18 protein-coding genes are annotated in these 17,506 nt (G+C 33.9%); 6 read left to right on the plus strand and 12 right to left on the minus strand.

Annotated features, from left to right (window positions below):
- Positions 1-426: 426 nt before the first annotated feature.
- Positions 427-978, minus strand: coding sequence for an HD domain-containing protein (locus tag ACQY44_RS02915; protein WP_428228928.1), 552 nt, complete (start codon positions 976-978; stop codon positions 427-429).
- A gap of 597 nt (positions 979-1,575) precedes the next feature.
- Here ACQY44_RS02915 and ACQY44_RS02920 point away from each other — a divergent pair.
- Positions 1,576-1,848, plus strand: coding sequence for a hypothetical protein (locus ACQY44_RS02920; RefSeq protein WP_428228929.1), 273 nt, complete (start codon positions 1,576-1,578; stop codon positions 1,846-1,848).
- A 62-nt stretch (positions 1,849-1,910) separates the two neighbouring features.
- On the opposite strand, the gene ACQY44_RS02925 is transcribed toward ACQY44_RS02920, so the two are convergent.
- The 3 genes from ACQY44_RS02925 to gcvT all read right to left on the minus strand — a co-directional run bounded on the left by ACQY44_RS02925 (position 1,911) and on the right by gcvT (position 6,284).
- Positions 1,911-2,624 carry a YebC/PmpR family DNA-binding transcriptional regulator gene (locus tag ACQY44_RS02925; RefSeq protein ID WP_059118580.1) on the minus strand — a complete coding sequence of 238 codons (714 nt, stop codon included), beginning with the start codon at positions 2,622-2,624 and terminating at the stop codon, positions 1,911-1,913.
- Between the two features lie 321 nt (positions 2,625-2,945).
- The gene (locus ACQY44_RS02930) at positions 2,946-4,976 is read right to left on the minus strand and encodes a S41 family peptidase (protein ID WP_428228930.1); all 2,031 of its coding nucleotides are present in this window, start codon (positions 4,974-4,976) and stop codon (positions 2,946-2,948) included.
- A gap of 225 nt (positions 4,977-5,201) precedes the next feature.
- Positions 5,202-6,284 (minus strand): glycine cleavage system aminomethyltransferase GcvT, encoded by a 1,083-nt coding sequence (gene gcvT, locus ACQY44_RS02935; RefSeq protein ID WP_428228931.1) that lies wholly within the window; start codon positions 6,282-6,284, stop codon positions 5,202-5,204.
- Positions 6,285-6,754: 470 nt separating this feature from the next.
- Between gcvT and ACQY44_RS02940 the strand changes: the two genes are divergently transcribed.
- The 3 genes from ACQY44_RS02940 (at position 6,755) to ACQY44_RS02950 (ending at position 9,088) form a co-directional block, all read left to right on the plus strand.
- Positions 6,755-7,609 carry an NAD(P)H-hydrate dehydratase gene (locus tag ACQY44_RS02940; protein ID WP_428228932.1) on the plus strand — a complete coding sequence of 285 codons (855 nt, stop codon included), beginning with the start codon at positions 6,755-6,757 and terminating at the stop codon, positions 7,607-7,609.
- A 323-nt stretch (positions 7,610-7,932) separates the two neighbouring features.
- Positions 7,933-8,715, plus strand: coding sequence for a HipA family kinase (locus ACQY44_RS02945; RefSeq protein WP_428228933.1), 783 nt, complete (start codon positions 7,933-7,935; stop codon positions 8,713-8,715).
- Positions 8,705-9,088: a DUF3037 domain-containing protein gene (locus ACQY44_RS02950; protein WP_428228934.1), complete on the plus strand. Its 384-nt coding sequence runs from the start codon at positions 8,705-8,707 to the stop codon at positions 9,086-9,088. The genes ACQY44_RS02945 and ACQY44_RS02950 overlap by 11 nt, the downstream gene beginning before the upstream one ends.
- Before the next feature lie 294 nt (positions 9,089-9,382).
- Here ACQY44_RS02950 and ACQY44_RS02955 read toward each other — a convergent pair whose 3' ends face one another.
- Entirely contained in the window at positions 9,383-10,501 is a 1,119-nt protein-coding gene (locus ACQY44_RS02955) for a pectate lyase family protein (RefSeq protein ID WP_428228935.1), read from the minus strand.
- 228 nt (positions 10,502-10,729) lie between these two features.
- Here ACQY44_RS02955 and ACQY44_RS02960 point away from each other — a divergent pair, with 228 nt between their 5' ends.
- A complete protein-coding gene (locus ACQY44_RS02960; protein WP_428228936.1) occupies positions 10,730-11,299 on the plus strand; it encodes a Crp/Fnr family transcriptional regulator in 570 nt (189 codons plus the stop codon).
- A 168-nt stretch (positions 11,300-11,467) separates the two neighbouring features.
- Here the strand turns inward: ACQY44_RS02960 and ACQY44_RS02965 are convergent, their stop codons facing one another.
- The 5 genes from ACQY44_RS02965 to ACQY44_RS02985 all read right to left on the minus strand — a co-directional run bounded on the left by ACQY44_RS02965 (position 11,468) and on the right by ACQY44_RS02985 (position 15,319).
- Positions 11,468-12,016 (minus strand): HutD family protein, encoded by a 549-nt coding sequence (locus ACQY44_RS02965; RefSeq protein ID WP_428228937.1) that lies wholly within the window; start codon positions 12,014-12,016, stop codon positions 11,468-11,470.
- A 200-nt stretch (positions 12,017-12,216) separates the two neighbouring features.
- The gene (locus ACQY44_RS02970) at positions 12,217-12,723 is read right to left on the minus strand and encodes a GNAT family N-acetyltransferase (RefSeq protein ID WP_428228938.1); all 507 of its coding nucleotides are present in this window, start codon (positions 12,721-12,723) and stop codon (positions 12,217-12,219) included.
- 116 nt (positions 12,724-12,839) lie between these two features.
- Positions 12,840-13,073, minus strand: a complete 234-nt coding sequence (locus ACQY44_RS02975) for a hypothetical protein (RefSeq protein WP_428228939.1) — start codon at positions 13,071-13,073, stop codon at positions 12,840-12,842.
- Positions 13,074-13,079: 6 nt separating this feature from the next.
- On the minus strand, positions 13,080-13,589 hold the full coding sequence (locus tag ACQY44_RS02980; protein ID WP_428228940.1) for a hypothetical protein: 510 nt from the start codon (positions 13,587-13,589) through the stop codon (positions 13,080-13,082).
- 197 nt (positions 13,590-13,786) lie between these two features.
- Positions 13,787-15,319 (minus strand): S10 family peptidase, encoded by a 1,533-nt coding sequence (locus tag ACQY44_RS02985; RefSeq protein ID WP_428228941.1) that lies wholly within the window; start codon positions 15,317-15,319, stop codon positions 13,787-13,789.
- 367 nt (positions 15,320-15,686) lie between these two features.
- On the opposite strand from ACQY44_RS02985, the gene ACQY44_RS02990 reads away from it, so the two are divergent.
- Positions 15,687-16,082, plus strand: coding sequence for a helix-turn-helix domain-containing protein (locus ACQY44_RS02990; protein ID WP_131425484.1), 396 nt, complete (start codon positions 15,687-15,689; stop codon positions 16,080-16,082).
- Positions 16,083-16,451: 369 nt separating this feature from the next.
- Here ACQY44_RS02990 and ACQY44_RS02995 read toward each other — a convergent pair whose 3' ends face one another.
- Positions 16,452-17,000 carry a hypothetical protein gene (locus ACQY44_RS02995; protein WP_428228942.1) on the minus strand — a complete coding sequence of 183 codons (549 nt, stop codon included), beginning with the start codon at positions 16,998-17,000 and terminating at the stop codon, positions 16,452-16,454.
- A gap of 88 nt (positions 17,001-17,088) precedes the next feature.
- Positions 17,089-17,502, minus strand: a complete 414-nt coding sequence (locus ACQY44_RS03000; protein ID WP_428228943.1) for a hypothetical protein — start codon at positions 17,500-17,502, stop codon at positions 17,089-17,091.
- Positions 17,503-17,506: the final 4 nt, after the last annotated feature.

Below are 17,506 nucleotides of genomic sequence, written 5' to 3' on the forward strand. Positions count from 1 at the left end.
CGTTCTTTATTGTTACTATATATACACTTAAAATTAATATTATTGATTGCATTAATAAATTCATCCATCAATTTGCTTTTTAGTGACTCATCTTGACTCATTCTGGATTTACATTATTAAGACTGTCTTGATACGGAAGCCAAATGTTTTCCATAAATGCGGTAAGCGTATTAATTAAAGTGTTGTTATTATTCGTAATTAAAAATCGCGAAACTATTCTCCTTAATGTAGTGCTCTAAAATTTGCTTCAAAATTAATTTTATCTCCATTTAACAGAAGAAAAATTTCAGGCCTGATCCATTCACTTTTAATTTTACAAATACCCATAGTAAATTTTTCAGAACCATTGCCTTGTATTTCATTTTCAGTACAGTAAAATTCTTCTAGTGATCGCATTCATTTTCTTTAAAGCATTTTTAATATTTATTAAAAATGCTTTACATAATCATCGATTTTTTCTTTTAATCGCTTGGCGAGATAGGTGTTTCCTTCTTTTAAGGCATTATAAATTAGTAAAGACTCTTTATGATATTCTTTTTTCTTTTCTGTTGTCCAATAATAGGGAGGAGCATATAGATTGCATATTCTGTCAGCCATTTTCACGGACCATACTTCTTTAGGTTGTTGTAGTATTCTAAATAAGCTGTCTTCCATTTGCATATGCTTTTCTAAAGTGGTGTTTTTGGTTAAAACACTAACAGCCCTTGCGATTTCTACTCCAAATAAATTTTCGATCTCGTCGTATGTAATTTCGGTATCTTCGATAGTATCATGCAATAATGCACAAGAAATAGCAAAATCAGCATCTATGTTTTCTTCAAAATTAAATGAATTTATGATCTCGAAGGTGACACTTCCGATATGGTTAATGTATTCGATTTGTAAATTCTCTTCATCTCCTCCGTATTTTTGTCCCTGGTGGAGTTTAGAAATTAAATACCATGTTTTTTGAAGATTATCAATTGACCATTTTTTCATAAATTATCTTAAATTAAATTTTTAATATTTGTAAGTTACTCAATTTCTAATATACCATAAAGATAGCCACTACAATATTTACGATATTGAATATTTCCTAAATAATAAATAGAAGGAAAATATAAAGAATAAAAAAATAAAGGTTCCCACAAATATTTTAAATATAAACCTGAAAGGCTACTAGGTTTTAATAAAAACATAGAAAATATATTTAGAATGATAAACCAATATTCGGTTCTGAATTTTTTTCTGAAGGCTACACAGCACAAGCCTTTTGAGCTTTTACTCAAGAAGGCTTTTGGTCTTATTATAACTTGGTTTTTAGTTTATAACACTAAGAACTACAAATAGAATTACCAAAACGATTACAGCGTATCTAGTGTATTTTGATGTTTGCATAATGTGTTTGTTTTTAATTAATTTAGATTAGAGATGCGTAAATATAATAGTTTATTTTAAAACAATAAATTGCTTTATTCTATGTTAAATTAATTATGATGAGAAAACAATACAACTTACGTAAAAGCGAAGCAGGCTTAAAAGCCTGTCCATCGGTTAATTGAATTATCTAAAAATCTGCCAATAAAAAAAGTTTTATTGTCTGATATTAAGGAAGTAAATGAGCCCTATTGGTTTGAACACAATACTAATTTGCCAACTTGTGCTGATCTTCTTGACCACATGAAACTTGTTCAGCAAGTAGATTTAAAATATCCCATTATTTTATGTTCAGATGGACGTTTAATGGATGGAATGCATAGAGTAATTAGAGCTTTGTTAGAAGGTCATCAGGATATTCAGGCAGTTCAGTTTGACACTATTCCTGAACCGGATTTTATTAATATCCCGGCTGATGACTTGCCTTATTGAGATGATATCACAAAAAAAGCCCTGAATAATTCCAGAGCTTTTAAATATTTTTATAAAGAAAATTATGCTTCCTGCATGGTATGATAAACGTTCATTACATCATCATCTTCTTCAATTTTTTCGATTAGTTTCTCAACGTCAGCGATTTGAGCTTCTGTAAGTTCTTTGGTAATTTGCGGAATACGCTCAAAACCTGAAGATAAAATTTCAAGACCTCTGTTTTCTAATTCTTTTTGCAAAGCTCCAAAGCTTCCAAAAGGAGCGTAGATTAAGATTCCGTCTTCGTCTTCAAAAACCTCTTCGGCACCAAAATCAATAAGTTCCAATTCTAATTCTTCAGGATCAAGATTTCCTTTTGCAATTCTAAAGTTACAAGTATGATCAAACATAAACTCAACAGAACCTTGCGTTCCCATTGTTCCATTACATTTATTAAAATAGCTACGAATGTTGGCTACCGTTCTATTATTGTTGTCAGAGGCAGTTTCAATCAAAATGGCAATTCCGTGAGGAGCATATCCTTCAAACAAAATTTCTTTATAGTTGGCAGTATCTTTATTACTTGCATTTTTTATGGCGCGCTCGACATTGTCCTTAGGCATGTTAGCGGCTTTTGCATTTTGTATTACAGCTCTTAATCTAGAATTGGCATCTGGGTTAGGGCCACCTTCTTTAACAGCCATAACGATGTCTTTACCAATTCGGGTAAATGTTTTAGCCATTGCTGACCAACGTTTCATTTTTCTTCCTTTTCTAAATTCGAACGCTCTTCCCATTACTAATTTTTTATTTGAGATGCAAAAATACGGTTATTCCTTATTTTTGCAAAATCAAAGATTAAGTTTTTTTGATTTGTTTCAAGTTTAAGGTTTAAAGTTTTGAAATAAGATAATTTTGTGTGAGTTTAACCGCAAAGTGCGCAAAGTTTTTTTTGTTTTGGATTGTAGTTAGTAAACACAAAGTTCGCAAAGCTTTATCTAGACATAGCTTTGCGAGCTTTGTGTTTGTATACATATTACAGATAAAAAAACTTTGCGCACTTTGCGGTTAAATTTTTTTATTCCCATTTCAAAACCTGAAACTTGAAACGAAAATCACTACTTCATTGCATTAAATTCATTAATAACATTCACCGCTTCATTCAGGTAAGGATTTGTTTTAAGATTATCAATCTGGTATTGATTTATCGTTTTTTCATTTGGATATGCACCTAATAAAAACTGATTTACGGTTGAATTATAAACGTCTAAAGGGTTGTTTTCATCATTAAATGTATTAATTTCTGTCCAGAGAGAGTTTACCATTTTTTTCTGTTGAAAAACAGCATCCAAAGTCATCGGAATTTCTGCTTTTGGCGTATTGACGATTTGATCAATTTTTAGATTGATTTTTTTGATATTATTAAAGAAGTAATTATCAGCCAGCCTTGTACTACTATTTTTTGCCAGTTTATCGATCAGGGCTCTCTTTACGTAAGGCTTAAATTTTAGAAACGGCTCAATACTATCATTTTTGATCGCAGTAGGAAAATCACTTTCTTTTTGATAAACACCTTCATAAAATTCAGGAAGAATAACGTCCGGTTTTACTCCAACATATTGATGGCTTTTGCCGGTAACTCTATAAAATTTATTAATGGTAATTTTTAGAAAGTCAGTGTTCTTACTTTCGTCAAGCGAAAGAATAGTTTGCATAGTTGCTTTTCCAAGTGTGGTGCTCCCCAGTAATAAGGCACGATTATAATCCTGTAATATAGAAGAGAAGAATTCACTTGCAGAGGCTGTATTGCTATTCACCAAAATCACAATCGGACCTTTGTAAATTAAACCTTTATAAGGATCGTTGATAACAGATTGAACTTGCTTATTGTCGACCACAATCGAAAGAGGCCCGTAATCAATAAACATTCCGGCTAATTTTATGGCTTCTTCCATTGATCCGCCACCATTATCGATCAAATCAATTACGAGTCCTTTTATATTATCTCTTTCGAGTTTTATGACCTCGCGAGCCACATCATCGGCACAACCTTTTCTGGTGTTTCCATCTAGATCGGCATAGAAACTAGGAATTTTAATGTATCCAACCTTGCTGTCTTTTCCAATAATAAAACTAAAAACAGAATTCTCTTCATCCTTCATCACTTGCTTTTCGATATAAACATCAAAGCTTTTTCCTGAATTTCGTTTCAGCGTCAGGGTTATACTTTTATTCGATTCAGATAAGATCATAGTCGAAATAGATTCTAATGAAGCGCAGGAAACCTGTAGTATTTCTTTTTGGTTGGATATCGAAACAATCTGATCCCCTTTTTTAATTTGCCCGGTTTCATACGCAGGACCATTCGGATCTAGTTCAGATATAATAATTTCATTTTTTTCATTCAAATTTACTGTCATTCCCAAAGACAAGTGTTCTTTTGATAATGAGGCAACAAAACTTGTTTTAGAATCATCGCTAAAATAAGCAGTATGGGGATCAAAATAAGTACAAAAGTAGTTGTAGAATTTTTCCTCCTGTCTGGTGTTGGTTTCTAAAAGCGTATTGATGCGGCATATTTCATTAGAGACGATTACGTTTTTTGATTTTAATTCAATTGACTTAAAATTAGCTGTAAGAGAGTCTAGATTATCACTTGTTTCAGCCATTTCGTCTAAAATCTGATAACGGATTTTTTTGAGCCAAACCTTTTCTAAATCTTCTTTTTTCAGATAAAAAGGGAATGATTTTTTATAAAACCGAATCGTATCTTTTTTACCATAATCAATAGGTTCTTTTTGGATTTTTTCGAGAACAGCCTTGGTTCTCAAAAGACCATTTTTGTATTTAGAGGTCATGTCGTCCAAGAAACTACAATCATCGCTAAGAATTAAATCGTCTAAATTCGTTCGGTATTTGTCCGACATTTCTTCGTATTCTGACTTGTAAAATATATTTCTGGAAGGATCGAGCTCGTTGATCAGATTATCAAAAACAAAAATAGATAAACTATCATCTACTGGTTTTGGTCTAATATGTTCTGCTTGAATAAGGGCATTTATTTTATTTACTATTTCGCAGGTGTTGGTACTATTTTGACTAAATAGAACACTGGTAGTCAGTAAAAATAACAGGGAAAGCTTTTTCATAAATCAAAAATCATCGTTTAGATTAAAATTACACTTTATTTTTTGATAAAAAGTTACAATTTCTCTAAAATTTCTTACATGAAAAGGAATTATTTTGGTAAAACTTTCGCCACGAATTCACGAATTATTAGATAAGGTTAAATAAAATTCGTGAATTCGTGGCGAAAAAAAAACATGCACCACTTTTAGCGATGCATGTTTGAAAATCTTTATATAGATAAAAAACTATTTCTTATAAAACGGTAATTTAACCACTTTAGCCGGAACATCATTTTTTCTGATTCTGATAAAAATAGCACTGTCAACAGCACTATTATTTACTGTAACATATCCCAAACCAATACCTTTATTCATAGAAGGAGACATCGTTCCAGACGTTACAATACCAATAACTTCGCCTGTTGCATCAACAATTTCATAATCGTGTCTTGGCACCGCACGTTCCTGCATTTCAAAAGCCACTAATTTTTTAGTAACACCAGCTTCTTTTTGTTTTTTCAAACTTTCAGAATTGGTAAAATCTTTATTGAATTTAGTAATCCATCCCAATCCTGCTTCTAGCGGAGAAGTGGTATCGTTAATATCGTTTCCGTACAAACAGAAACCCATTTCAAGACGTAAAGTATCACGGGCAGCAAGACCAATAGGTTTAATACCAAAAGCTGCACCAGCTTCAAAAACTTTATTCCAGATCGCTTCAGCATCAGCATTTTTACAGTAAATTTCAAATCCGCCAGAACCTGTATAACCAGTTGCAGATATAATTACATCATTAAAACCGGCAAAATCTCCCACTTCAAAATGATAATAAGGAATCGCAGCCAAATCTAAAGAAGATAAAGGTTGCATAGCCTCAACCGCTTTTGGTCCCTGAATGGCCAATAAAGAATAATCATCCGAAAGGTTTTTCATTTCAACACCCAAATCATTGTGCGATGAAATCCAGTTCCAGTCTTTTTCAATATTCGAAGCATTTACAACCAGTAAATACTCTTCATCCTTCATTTTATACACAATCAAATCATCCACGATTCCGCCATCATTGTTTGGTAAACAAGAATATTGTGCTCTTCCAATAGTCAAAGTCGAAGCATCGTTAGAAGTCACTTTCTGAATCAAAGCCAAAGCATTTGGACCAGTCAACAAAAATTCCCCCATATGCGAAACGTCAAAAACGCCTACACTATTACGAACCGTCTCGTGTTCAGCATTTACGCCCTCGTATGTAATAGGCATATTATAACCAGCAAACGGTAGCATTTTCGCTCCCAAACTCTCATGTATGTGCGTAAGCGCAGTATTTTTCATTGTGTTGTTTTATAAAATTGAGTCGCAAATTTATTCAAAAAAAATCTAAAAATGATAGTCTAAATTATAAATTTCGCAATGATTAGGAGCAATTCCAGCTTTCCGTTACATCCCGATAGCTATCGGGACATAAAAAAAGCAAAGTTTCTAATGTTCCAAAAAGAGCTTCCGTTGGTCGCTTTTTTAGAACAAGAAACTTTTGCTTTTTTTACTCCGGGCTTTCCACTGCAATCTGGGCTAGGAGATTCAGTAAACAAGAAACACTTTCCCCATCATTTTTTTATGTAACTTTAATAACCTTATTTTTTATTGTTGCTAAAATTAAGGGAGAACATTGCAGCAGCAAATTAAAAAATCTGTTTTTCTCCGCGTTTTTACGAAGTAAATCCGTTAAATCCGCGTCAAAATTAAGTACTAACCTGAATCCAAAAATTGATTAAAAATTACAAGGATTAGATAAATAAACCAAAATGAAAGAGCCACTTTTAATCACCAAAGAAGAAATTCTGAAATTCTACAAACCCGTAAATCCTCATACACACAAAGGACTTCAGGGACATGCTGTGATTATTGCCGGAAGTTATGGCAAAATAGGAGCGGCTGTTCTGGCTTCAAAATCCTGTTTAAAATCAGGTTGCGGACTCGTAACGACTTTTACTCCAAAATGCGGTTATCAAATCCTGCAAATCTCGATTCCGGAAGTTATGGTTGTTACCGATGAAAATACCAATTTTATCACCAATATTCATTTCCCCATACAACCACAAGCAATCGGAATTGGTCCCGGAATAGGGAAGGAGTTAGGCACACAAAAAGCATTATTCGAATTTTTAAGAATCAATAAAGTACCATTAGTTCTGGATGCAGACGCCTTAAATATCTTATCAGAAAACCAATCCTGGCTGGAGTTAGTTCCTGAAAATACCATTCTGACACCTCATCCCAAAGAACTCGAACGCTTAATAGGCAAATGGAATTCAGAATCGGAAAAGTTTCAGAAAACCACTGCTTTTTCTGAAAAATACAAAGTGATTATTGTTATGAAAGGTGCGCCAACCTATATTATTAATAAAAGCGAAATCTACGAAAATACCACCGGAAATGCAGCACTGGCCACAGCAGGAAGTGGCGACACCTTAACCGGAATCATTACAAGTTTCCTGGCACAAGGCTATGAACCCAAATACGCTGCAAAACTAGCTGTCTTCCTCCACGGATTAACCGCTGATATTGCATTGCCAAAAACAGGCTATCAATCGTTTATAGCATCGGATATTATTGAGCATTTAGGAAAGGCGTTTTTGGAGATAGAGAAAGTTTCTTGAGTTTCAGGTTTCAAGTTTCAGGTTTTGTTGGATCATAATTTAACCGCAAAGAGCGCTAAGGTTTTACGCAATTCCGATAGCTATCGGGAGCAAAGTTTTTGTTCTTATTGTCGAAATAAAAATCTTAAACAAAGAATAAAAAATCCGCGTTAATCTGCGTCTTCACTTTAGCGAATCCGTTTCATCCGCGTACTTTTTACAATCCCTTTATACTACTAAACTTCGCGTAATTAAAAAAGCAACTTAAAAATCATTCTTAGCGTCCTTTGCGTAAAACTTTGCGAACTTTGCGGTTAAATAAACAATATCGTAAGTTTGTATTTATGAAAAACAATTTCGATCTCAGAACGGTAAACGTTACACGTTATATAACACCTTTACGGGAAGGCGGATCTTTGCCCGCTTTGGCAGAAGCCGACGACGATTTTAAATACGTCCTAAAATTCAGAGGAGCCGGTCATGGCGTAAAAGCCCTAATAGCTGAATTAGTGGGCGGACAAATAGCCAAAGCTCTAAAATTGCAACTCCCGGAATTGGTTTTTGCCAATCTCGACGAAGCCTTTGGACGAAGCGAAGGCGACGAAGAAATTCAGGATTTACTGCAAGGAAGCCAGGGACTAAATTTAGCGCTTCACTTTTTATCAGGAGCCATTACTTTCGATCCTGTTGTAACCACTGTAGATGCAAAACTGGCCTCTCAGATAGTTTGGCTTGACGCTTACATCACCAATGTAGATCGTACGTTCAGGAACACCAATATGTTGATTTGGCATAAAGAATTATGGCTTATTGATCATGGTGCCTGTTTGTATTTCCATCATTCCTGGAACAATTGGGAACAGCATGCCAAAAGTCCGTTTGCATTGATAAAAGATCACGTTTTATTGCCACAAGCCTCACTTTTAAAAGAAGTCGATGCTGAATATAAAGCGCTTTTAACACCGGAAATTCTCGAAGATATTGTAAACACAATTCCGCAAGAATGGCTGCAATGGGAAGATACTGATGAAACTCCGGAAGCCTTGCGAAATGTATACTTACAGTTCCTGCAAACCCGATTAAAGAATTCCGAAATCTTTGTAAACCAAGCGCAAAATGCAAGATAGTCACTTATATGAATATGCCGTAATTCGCGTGGTACCAAGAGTAGAGCGCGAAGAATTCCTGAATATCGGAATCATTTTGTTTTGCAAAAGAGCCAAGTTTATAAAAGTATTACACCACATAAACGATGCAAAAGTCGAAGCCTTGTCAAACGATTTTGATATCGAACAATTGCATTGCAACATAACCGCATTAGAAAAAATCGTGAATGGAGCCAAAGATGGCGGCCCAATTGGAGCAATGGATATTCCGGAACGTTTTCGCTGGCTTACAGCAATTCGCAGTTCAGCCATTCAAACCTCAAGACCCCATACAGGATTGTCTCAGGATTTAGAAAAAACGATTCAGAGATTGTTTGAGGAATTAGTGCTTTAGAGAAAGGTACAAAGGTGCAAAGTGACAAAGGTTCAAAGGTTTTCTGTAGATGCGTCTAACGTATCGTTTAAAAAAATCTCGCAAAGTCTCGAAGTCGCAAAGAAAATAAAACTTTGCGTCTCTGCGACTTTGAGAGATTAAAAAACTTCGTGTCTTTGTGTCTTCGTGGCAAAAAGAAACGCCAGTTAAAAAACAACAACCATATAAGTAATTTAAGAATTCAAAAGTCAATGACTTCAATCTTCTTATATAACTTATATGGTTATAAAAAAAACTAAAAACTAACTCATTTTACTAAAACGATCCACAAACATTACCCCCTAAAGTTGCACCAGCTCCGGCACCCCCAGTAACATCAGCTTTAACAGCCGAAGCTGCAAGCGTAACAATAGAATACGGAGGAGTAAAAGCTGTATTGCTTCCTGCAGTGTTTCCTGTAGTACTTGTAAATACGTTTCCAACTGCTGTAACAGCTGTATAACCCGTCATCAGGTCAATAGGAGTTTTAACGCCTTCAAAAACGTTATTTTCTACTCTGATATTAGCTTCAAAACCAGCAGCAATACATTTGTTACTTACAGTACTATTGAAATAACTGTTGATAATATGTACTTTTCCAAAACGAACTCTTGGCATTCTTTCTCTGCATCCAGGAGCCCACCAGCAACGGGCAAAAGTAATTCTCAGTGTTCCACGATCAGCAGTTGCCCCATCGCTTGAACCAATTAAGTTCGAATACCTGTGATCATCAGAACCTCCTGAACCTCCTGCTTTTGGTGGTTTCAGGTAATGAAATTTAGAATAAGTAACTGAAATATAATCAGACTTATTTTTGATATCAAAGTTTCCGTCTACACCATCTCTAAATTCGCAATGGTCTACCCAAACATTTTGGCAATCGTCCAAAACAGCATTGTCCCAACCATCAGTGTCATAAGCACCAGGACCTTCGAAAATAAGATTTCTGATGATTAAATTCTTACATCTTTTAATGTTGATAATCCCGGAACCATCTTTAGTCTGGTCAGTCGAAACCAATTTTGCACCGCTGGCGCCATAAATGGTTTTACCGGTTTGGTCCTGTAATGACAATCTTGTAGTAATAGTGATGGTACCACTAACTTTTACCACTTTTACCGCACTGTTTTCAATAGCCGATTTTAATTGAGCGTAAGTTGTAACAACTGTTTCTGCAGAAGTTCCGCCACCGGTTGTACTTCCGTTTTGCGAAGCCCAGCCCGGAACCTGAGCACAATTTCCAACTTTTGCTGTCAAACTACCCGAAGTTGGTGTAGTGGTTTCAATAATAGCATTTTCATTACTTTGGTTAGAAGCAATTTCATCGGAGTTGCAGCTTGCAAATCCTAATACAAGTGTTAAGGCTAACACTGTCCATGTTGATTTTAATTTCATAATAATTTTGATTAAATTAAGTGTGGTTAAATAGTTAATACTGCAAATCTGCTTATAATTAGTATGAAAAAAGTTGAACAAGTTCAATGTTTTGAAAATAATTTACTATTAATTGTATTTTTAACAACTGTTCCATTACAAAAAAGTATATTTTTACGTAATCGATTACATTATTTTTCATTCATTCACCTACTTACGCCCCTGAGTAAGAATAAAAGTAAAAACCACATGTATAAAAACTTACGATTAAGCATTGAACGCAAAATTCCGTTAACAGATGAAGAATGGAATTTTGTTGTTGAAAAAGTCGAGTTTATTAAACTCAAAAAAAATGAATACCTACAAATTCAGAATTCAAACAGTTCTTACGAAGGCTTTATTTTAAAAGGTGCTTTCAAAACCTACATTTTGAATGCCGACGGTACCGAAAGTGTCATTTTCTTCTCCTTCGAAAACGAATGGATGTGTGACTTAGAAAGTTTCTATCATCAAAAGCCTACAACTTACAACATCAAGGCAATCGAAGACAGCGAGATTTTGGTTATTAGCAAGAAGAACAAAACAATCTTATTTGAGCAAGTACCAAAGTTAATTCAGTTTCACATTCTTTTGGTCGAAAAAGCAAACATCGCCATTCAACAAAGACTTATTGATGTATTAAACAAAACCTCGAAACAGCGATATCTGGAGTTTATCGAAAAGTATGCTCACAAAGTAGATAAAATCAATAACAGGAATTTATCATCCTATCTAGGGGTCTCGCATGAGTTTTTATCCAAGATTAAAAAGAGGTGCTAAGATTCTAAGTTAAAAAAATCGCGCAAAGACGCGAAGTCGCAAAGAAAATAAAACTTAGCGACTTCGCGTCTTTGCGCGATTAAAAAAACTTAGCGAACATTGCGTAAAACCTTGCGTTCTTTGCGGTTAAACCTGAAACCTGAAACCTGAAACCTGAAAAATTTCAAATTAAAAATCCAATATTCCAAAGAGGCATTCATTAGAAAAATGAAGCATTATATTTTCTTTTTCTGGATTTTCAATGACTAATAAATCATAAGGTTCTATATTGTATAACTTCTCATTAATTGTAATAACTGTTGTATCTAAAGAAAATAAAATGATTATTTGAGCATTGTAACTCTCATTACTACTGGCTATTTTCAGTTTGTGATGACTTATTTTTTCAGAAACCATCCAATTAAAATCATTGCCTTTTGTATAAGAGATCACTTCATCATCCGAATTAAATTCCATGATTTCATATTTCTCATATCTTTTTTTTTCTTTGTTTACCTCAATATCTAAGCCGTTATCCAGCATAACCAAATAGCGATGATAACCCTTAAATTGGGTAAACACTGAAGGTTCTTGCTCTATTGTAGCACTGCTTATTCTGAATACAAAATCCCGAACAGTATAGTTTGCTGTTTTCGGATAGATCATATATTCATAGGTCAATCCGCCGCTCCAAATAGAAGCCGTACTATCTTTTTTAGGCAAAAAGCGTATGTTCATTTATTGAATATTTTAATAAGATTTCAAGTTTCCAAATACATCTTTAATCCTGTTTGTAAAGGAACTTATATCACTTATACGGTGAAAAAAACTTTGCGGCTTAGCGATTTTGCGAGATTATAAAAGTCAAGTAATAAAAAGCTTAGCTCCCGATAGCTATCGGGATTGCGTAAATCCTTGCGTCCTTAGCGGTTAAACTCTCAAAGCCTTTTCTCTAAAAAGATAAACTCCAAAGGCTTATCAGAAATATTAATATGAATATCACTTGAAGGAAAAGCTTCTCTTTCGCCTGTATCAACATAACCATGACGTTTGTACCAGGCAATAAGTTCTGAACGAACCGAAACAACCGTCATACTAAGCGTAGACAATCCTAAAGATCTAGCATGATTTTCGGCTTCAGCTAACATTTTTTTTCCAATACCGCTATTTTGTAATTCAGGAGAAACGGTTAGCATTCCTACATACAATTGATGTCCTTTTTCTACCAACAAAACCGAACCAATAATTTGTTCGTTCTCGGTATATTTCAGAAATGTATTTTTAGTGTCTGAAATAATTGCGGCTAACTCTTCTTCGGTGGTTCTTTTTCCTTCTAATAAATGAGCTTCGGTTGTCCAGCCTTTTTTAGAAGTTTCTCCTCTGTAGGCGGAGTTGATTAAGGTTGTTAATGCAGGAACGTCTTGTAATGTTGCTTTTGTAATCATGGTATGAGATGCGATATTTTATGTAATGTCATTAAATGGTCTCCCCGCCGCGGCGGGCCGGAGCAACAAAAGTATAAAATAGTTATAAAGGCTTTAGCCAAAATTTTATGGTTTAATTATTTATTTTTTTGGGATTCAAACCAGATTAATTGATTTTTAATTCTTTCAACAATATCTAAATCACTGTCGTTATGAATATCTCTCAAATTATAATTCGGATTTCGCGGATCAGTAGTTTCTTGAAATTGATTGATTCCTAAATTAAAAAGTGCTTGCCCAAATCTCTGGCTTTGATTTTTTTCCAAATAAACTTCTAGTAAATCAAGTATGATTTTATGTTCTTTTTTCATTGGAAATTAATTTTCTTTGTTTTTTAAATTCTCAAAAAAATGTATTGGGTCAGTAATGAATTTCATTGCATTTGAACTTTTCAAACTTTCCGTAATAGATTCTATTTCGGGTTTAAAGATTTGTCCTTTTAAATCAATCAAAACAAAGTGATTTTTTTTGCAGAGATTTAAAATTGATTGGAGAACATTTGTAATATTTGATGCTTTTCTCAAATCAATGCGGAAATGAAATTCCTCAATTCTTGTTTTATCATCATTCAAACAAATGAAAGCATCATTATCTTCTTCAATATTTTCATTTCCTTTCCAACTTATACAAGTTTCATCACCCCAATCAGCTCTCTTTATAATTTGATCGAGTTCAGCAATAATCGAAAGAATGTCACCTTCAAAATTTTTCCAAAAAGATTTTGTTTCAGGTAAAAACTTCGTTTTATTATTTTTAAAAATACATTGATAATTGCTATCAATAGAATTCTCGGGAACTACCATTAAAAAATATTGCCAAACCGCCATAAGTATTTTAATTTTTAAAATTGATTTTTTTTATGCCAATAAGATGCTTCTCCCTGATAAGGTTAGTTTTAAAATATAAAAATACTAAATATTGCAAAGCTTTAATTTGATAATAAAAAAAAGCTACAAGTTTGAGTTGTAGCTTTTAGTTTGATTATTCGTATTGTATTAGCTTTTTTAAAAATTAGAAATTAGATTTAATATTTTGCAGGTTCGCCGGCTTTAGGCAATGATTGCTTTATGAATGTTCTGATGTCTTCATTTGCAGCTTCTAAGTCAGCTTTTCTCAAATACATCATATGACCGCTTCTGTAACCTTTCCATGACATTCGATTGGTTAGTTTTCCGCTTGTATCCATTTGCCATAAATTGTATTTAGAATTAAAATAGTCACAGGCACCGTCATAATATCCGGATTGCACCATTACATGTAAATATGGATTTTGAGCCATGGCTTGTCTCAGGTTTTCCCCTGTTTTATCATTCGATCTGTCCCAAGGAAATACAGAACCAAACATATTGTATTTAAAATCTGTTTTGTAATTAAGATTATTACGAACATACATATTGATGGCAGGTGTAAAAGAATGCAGCCAAGACGTAAGTTCGGCATTAAAATCCGGACTTTCACCAGAATCCTTACGGTCAATTCCTTTGTATCTTGAATCAAGTCTTCCTATTGTATAACCTTGATCTCTTAACAGTTCTTTCCAAAAATAATCATACGGAACATCTAAATTATTTTGCAGGATCACTTTCTCAGAAATACCAGAATAATGTGCCATTTTAGTAGCAATTTCTTTTCTTTTTTGTTCTTCCAAAGATCCCCCTTTACTTAATGCAGGAAGAAGTTCGTTGATGGTAAAATCTTCAACCTCGGGTAACATAGCAGTTAAATCTTTGTTTTGGAGATCAGGACTAAGCATTTTGTGATACCAGGCAGTAGCTGCAAAATAGGGTAGTTTAAGGGCAGCATCAGAAACAACGCCACGGGTTATCCCTAAATCAGTAGGAGATACCAGAATCACTCCGTTGAGATACATCCATTGATTGTTTTGTAATTGAAGCGCTAATCCCGAAACACGGGTTGTGCCATAACTTTCTCCTATCAGGTATTTAGGCGAAGCCCAACGATTAGAGCGGGTTACAAAACCATTGATCCAATCGGCTAAGTATTTAATGTCGGCATTTACGCCGAAGAACTTTGTAGTAGGGATTTCTTTGCTTGTAGGTCTTGAATAAGCTGTGTTGACAGGATTTACAAAAACGATATCAGCAACATCTAAAATAGAATAAGGATTTTCTTTTATTCCGTAAGGCTGTACAGGATATCCTTCATCATCAATATTTAACAAACTTGGTCCTGTATAAGCAATCTGCATCCAAACCGAAGCAGAACCCGGACCACCATTAAATGAAATAACTAAAGGACGTGAATCCCGATCTTTTACATCAGAACGCTCATAATACGTATAGAATAATCCGGCAATTGCTTTTCCGTCTTCGTCCCAGACAGGCATCGTCCCGGTTGTGGCTTTATAAGGAATTTTTTGTCCTTTTATTGTGGTGGTGTGATTTGTGATAACCTGAGAATCCGGATTGAAAGTAAGGTTAGCAGCAGAACTTTCTTCTTTTGCAACCGGCAGTTTATCGGCGGCTTTTGGTTTTGACTCCTGAGCGTATGAAGTAAAAAATCCAACTAAAAGGAATGAAATTAAAGTTTTTTTCATAGAAGTATGGGTATGTTATTATTTGGGATTTTGATGTTCTAAACAGTTGACTGGAATTTGAGTTTTTAAAGATAAAAAAAAATAGTAAGTCCCGATCGTAATAGAACGCTGATAAAACGGATTTGCTTTTGCAATCCCGATAGCTATCGGGAGCAGATTTACGAGGTTTATATATTAAAAATCAGTATTAATCCGCGTTTTCGTGATAACGAATCCGGCGAATTCGCTTTTACTATTTTAGATTTAATATTATAGCAAGCTTTTGTAAACAACAGTTTGTATACATTATGAAATACGTATCTTACAAAAACGACTTGTTTTTTACCTAAATTTATTTTCGTTTAAGATTTTTAAATATCTTTGAATTATGAGTACAGCAATAAAACCAAAACATATCGGCAGAAATATAAGCCGTATCAGAGAGCTTAAAGATATGAAACAGGAAGCACTGGCATATGCTTTAGGATTAAGCCAGCAGACGATTTCGGCTATTGAAAACAGCGAAACTGTAGAAGAACAAAGACTAATTGAGATAGCAAAAGTTCTAGAGGTTTCTGTTGAAGCGATTAAAAATTTTTCTGAAGAAGCGGTTTTTAATATTATTGGAAATACTTTTCAAGATCATAGTTCAATTACTTCGGGTGATTACAATTGCAATTGCACTTTTAATCCTTTAGATAAAGTTGTTGAACTTTACGAACGTTTGGTGCAAGCTGAAAAAGATAAAGTTGAATATTTAGAGAAGTTATTGAACGGGAAATAACGTTATTAAATATATATTAAAGAAAAAGAGGAAGTCTCAAAACTAAAACAAGTCCTTGAGAATAGAATATTTGAGACATGCGCTCCGACAGGAGTCCGAGTAAAAAACAGAAAAAGAGGCTGTTTCACGAGTTGTGAGACAGCTTCTTTTTCTTTATGTTCAATTGCTGGTGTATCGTCGCGCTTTGCTGTGCGAAGTCTCCCGACTTCGTACCCGCTCCTATATTCCGTTTCAATTGCGTATAATTGCTTTGTGTCTGATTGGTACGGGTACGAAGTCGGGAGACTTCGCACAGCGATCGTAATACTTCGTAGAGCAGGGGGTCTCTTTTTTTTGTTAAAGAGAAGTAAGCTCGTATTAGCGAGGGATTTATTTTTTAATTAAAGCTCCTTCACTTTCGGTTTGTTGTAATTGGTTTACATACGTTTTTCGAAATAATAATTTTTTTTCTTTTGAAGTTATTTCAAAAATTGTCGATCCTAGATTTTTATATCCATCAAACACGCCTACAACAACAGAATCACCAGTTTTATCCATTTCTTTAATATCAGTGTCAGTTTTTTTCCAAATTATATCGTTGCAAACAATTAAGATTTTTTCGGAGCTTAACACGAAAGTTTTGAATTTTCCTTTTCCAATTGTTCCACTAACCATTTTTTTAGAATAATTATGACTTTTCATATCAAATGTATAAATGTTTTCATTTATGGAGTCGGTTTGATATTTTCTACCAGTCAAAATTGATTCAGATTTGCAACTATTAATCAAGATTGAAAGTAGTAGAAGTAAAATATATTTATTCATCAATTTGAGAATTTGTTTTATTGCTATATTTTGGAAGCTTGTAACCTCTCTGTTATCGCCTAATGCTGTGCGAAGTCTCCCGACTTCGTACACATTGCTATATTCCGTTTGCATTGCTCATTGTGACGGGTACGAAGTCGGGAGACTTCGCACAGCGATTAAAGATTGTTGACAAGGAAGACTTTGTTGAACAGAGTTTTATTTATCTTTTAAAATTTATTACAATATTATTATTGTCTATAATTTTTAATTCGTCTAGCCAATGAAAACTCATCTCTTGCAGATTTCGTTGAAGAAAATTAATAATATTTCTAAACTCAGGAATTATCGATATAATATCAAATTTTGGAATAACAAAATGTTCGTCAATTTTCAAGTACTCAGAATATTTAATTTCGTACGGAACTTCGTAAATCTCATTGTCTGTTGATATTCTTAGAATTAATGTATCAAAAGACATATGATCATTTTTATAAACTGCAATCTCAATTATTTTACTTAGAAATAGCTTGTGGTTATTTTCATTTATAGAAAACAAAATACCTCCATCCTCTATTTTTATTTTTAGCGAAGATTTATTTATTCTCAGCTCATTCCATAAATCTATTTTGATCATACGA

Source organism: Flavobacterium sp. (assembly GCF_965277525.1).
Taxonomy (GTDB): domain Bacteria; phylum Bacteroidota; class Bacteroidia; order Flavobacteriales; family Flavobacteriaceae; genus Flavobacterium.

Bases quoted from the DNA above. Each gene is read 5' to 3' on its own strand.
- ACQY44_RS02915 (WP_428228928.1), bottom strand. From the start codon at position 978: ATGAAAAAATGGTCAATTGATAATCTTCAAAAAACATGGTATTTAATT.
- ACQY44_RS02925 (WP_059118580.1), bottom strand. From the start codon at position 2,624: ATGGGAAGAGCGTTCGAATTTAGAAAAGGAAGAAAAATGAAACGTTGG.
- ACQY44_RS02930 (WP_428228930.1), bottom strand. From the start codon at position 4,976: ATGAAAAAGCTTTCCCTGTTATTTTTACTGACTACCAGTGTTCTATTT.
- gcvT (WP_428228931.1), bottom strand. From the start codon at position 6,284: ATGAAAAATACTGCGCTTACGCACATACATGAGAGTTTGGGAGCGAAA.
- ACQY44_RS02940 (WP_428228932.1), top strand. From the start codon at position 6,755: ATGAAAGAGCCACTTTTAATCACCAAAGAAGAAATTCTGAAATTCTAC.
- ACQY44_RS02945 (WP_428228933.1), top strand. From the start codon at position 7,933: ATGAAAAACAATTTCGATCTCAGAACGGTAAACGTTACACGTTATATA.
- ACQY44_RS02950 (WP_428228934.1), top strand. From the start codon at position 8,705: ATGCAAGATAGTCACTTATATGAATATGCCGTAATTCGCGTGGTACCA.
- ACQY44_RS02955 (WP_428228935.1), bottom strand. From the start codon at position 10,501: ATGAAATTAAAATCAACATGGACAGTGTTAGCCTTAACACTTGTATTA.
- ACQY44_RS02960 (WP_428228936.1), top strand. From the start codon at position 10,730: ATGTATAAAAACTTACGATTAAGCATTGAACGCAAAATTCCGTTAACA.
- ACQY44_RS02965 (WP_428228937.1), bottom strand. From the start codon at position 12,016: ATGAACATACGCTTTTTGCCTAAAAAAGATAGTACGGCTTCTATTTGG.
- ACQY44_RS02970 (WP_428228938.1), bottom strand. From the start codon at position 12,723: ATGATTACAAAAGCAACATTACAAGACGTTCCTGCATTAACAACCTTA.
- ACQY44_RS02975 (WP_428228939.1), bottom strand. From the start codon at position 13,073: ATGAAAAAAGAACATAAAATCATACTTGATTTACTAGAAGTTTATTTG.
- ACQY44_RS02980 (WP_428228940.1), bottom strand. From the start codon at position 13,589: ATGGCGGTTTGGCAATATTTTTTAATGGTAGTTCCCGAGAATTCTATT.
- ACQY44_RS02985 (WP_428228941.1), bottom strand. From the start codon at position 15,319: ATGAAAAAAACTTTAATTTCATTCCTTTTAGTTGGATTTTTTACTTCA.
- ACQY44_RS02990 (WP_131425484.1), top strand. From the start codon at position 15,687: ATGAGTACAGCAATAAAACCAAAACATATCGGCAGAAATATAAGCCGT.
- ACQY44_RS02995 (WP_428228942.1), bottom strand. From the start codon at position 17,000: ATGCAAACGGAATATAGCAATGTGTACGAAGTCGGGAGACTTCGCACA.
- ACQY44_RS03000 (WP_428228943.1), bottom strand. From the start codon at position 17,502: ATGATCAAAATAGATTTATGGAATGAGCTGAGAATAAATAAATCTTCG.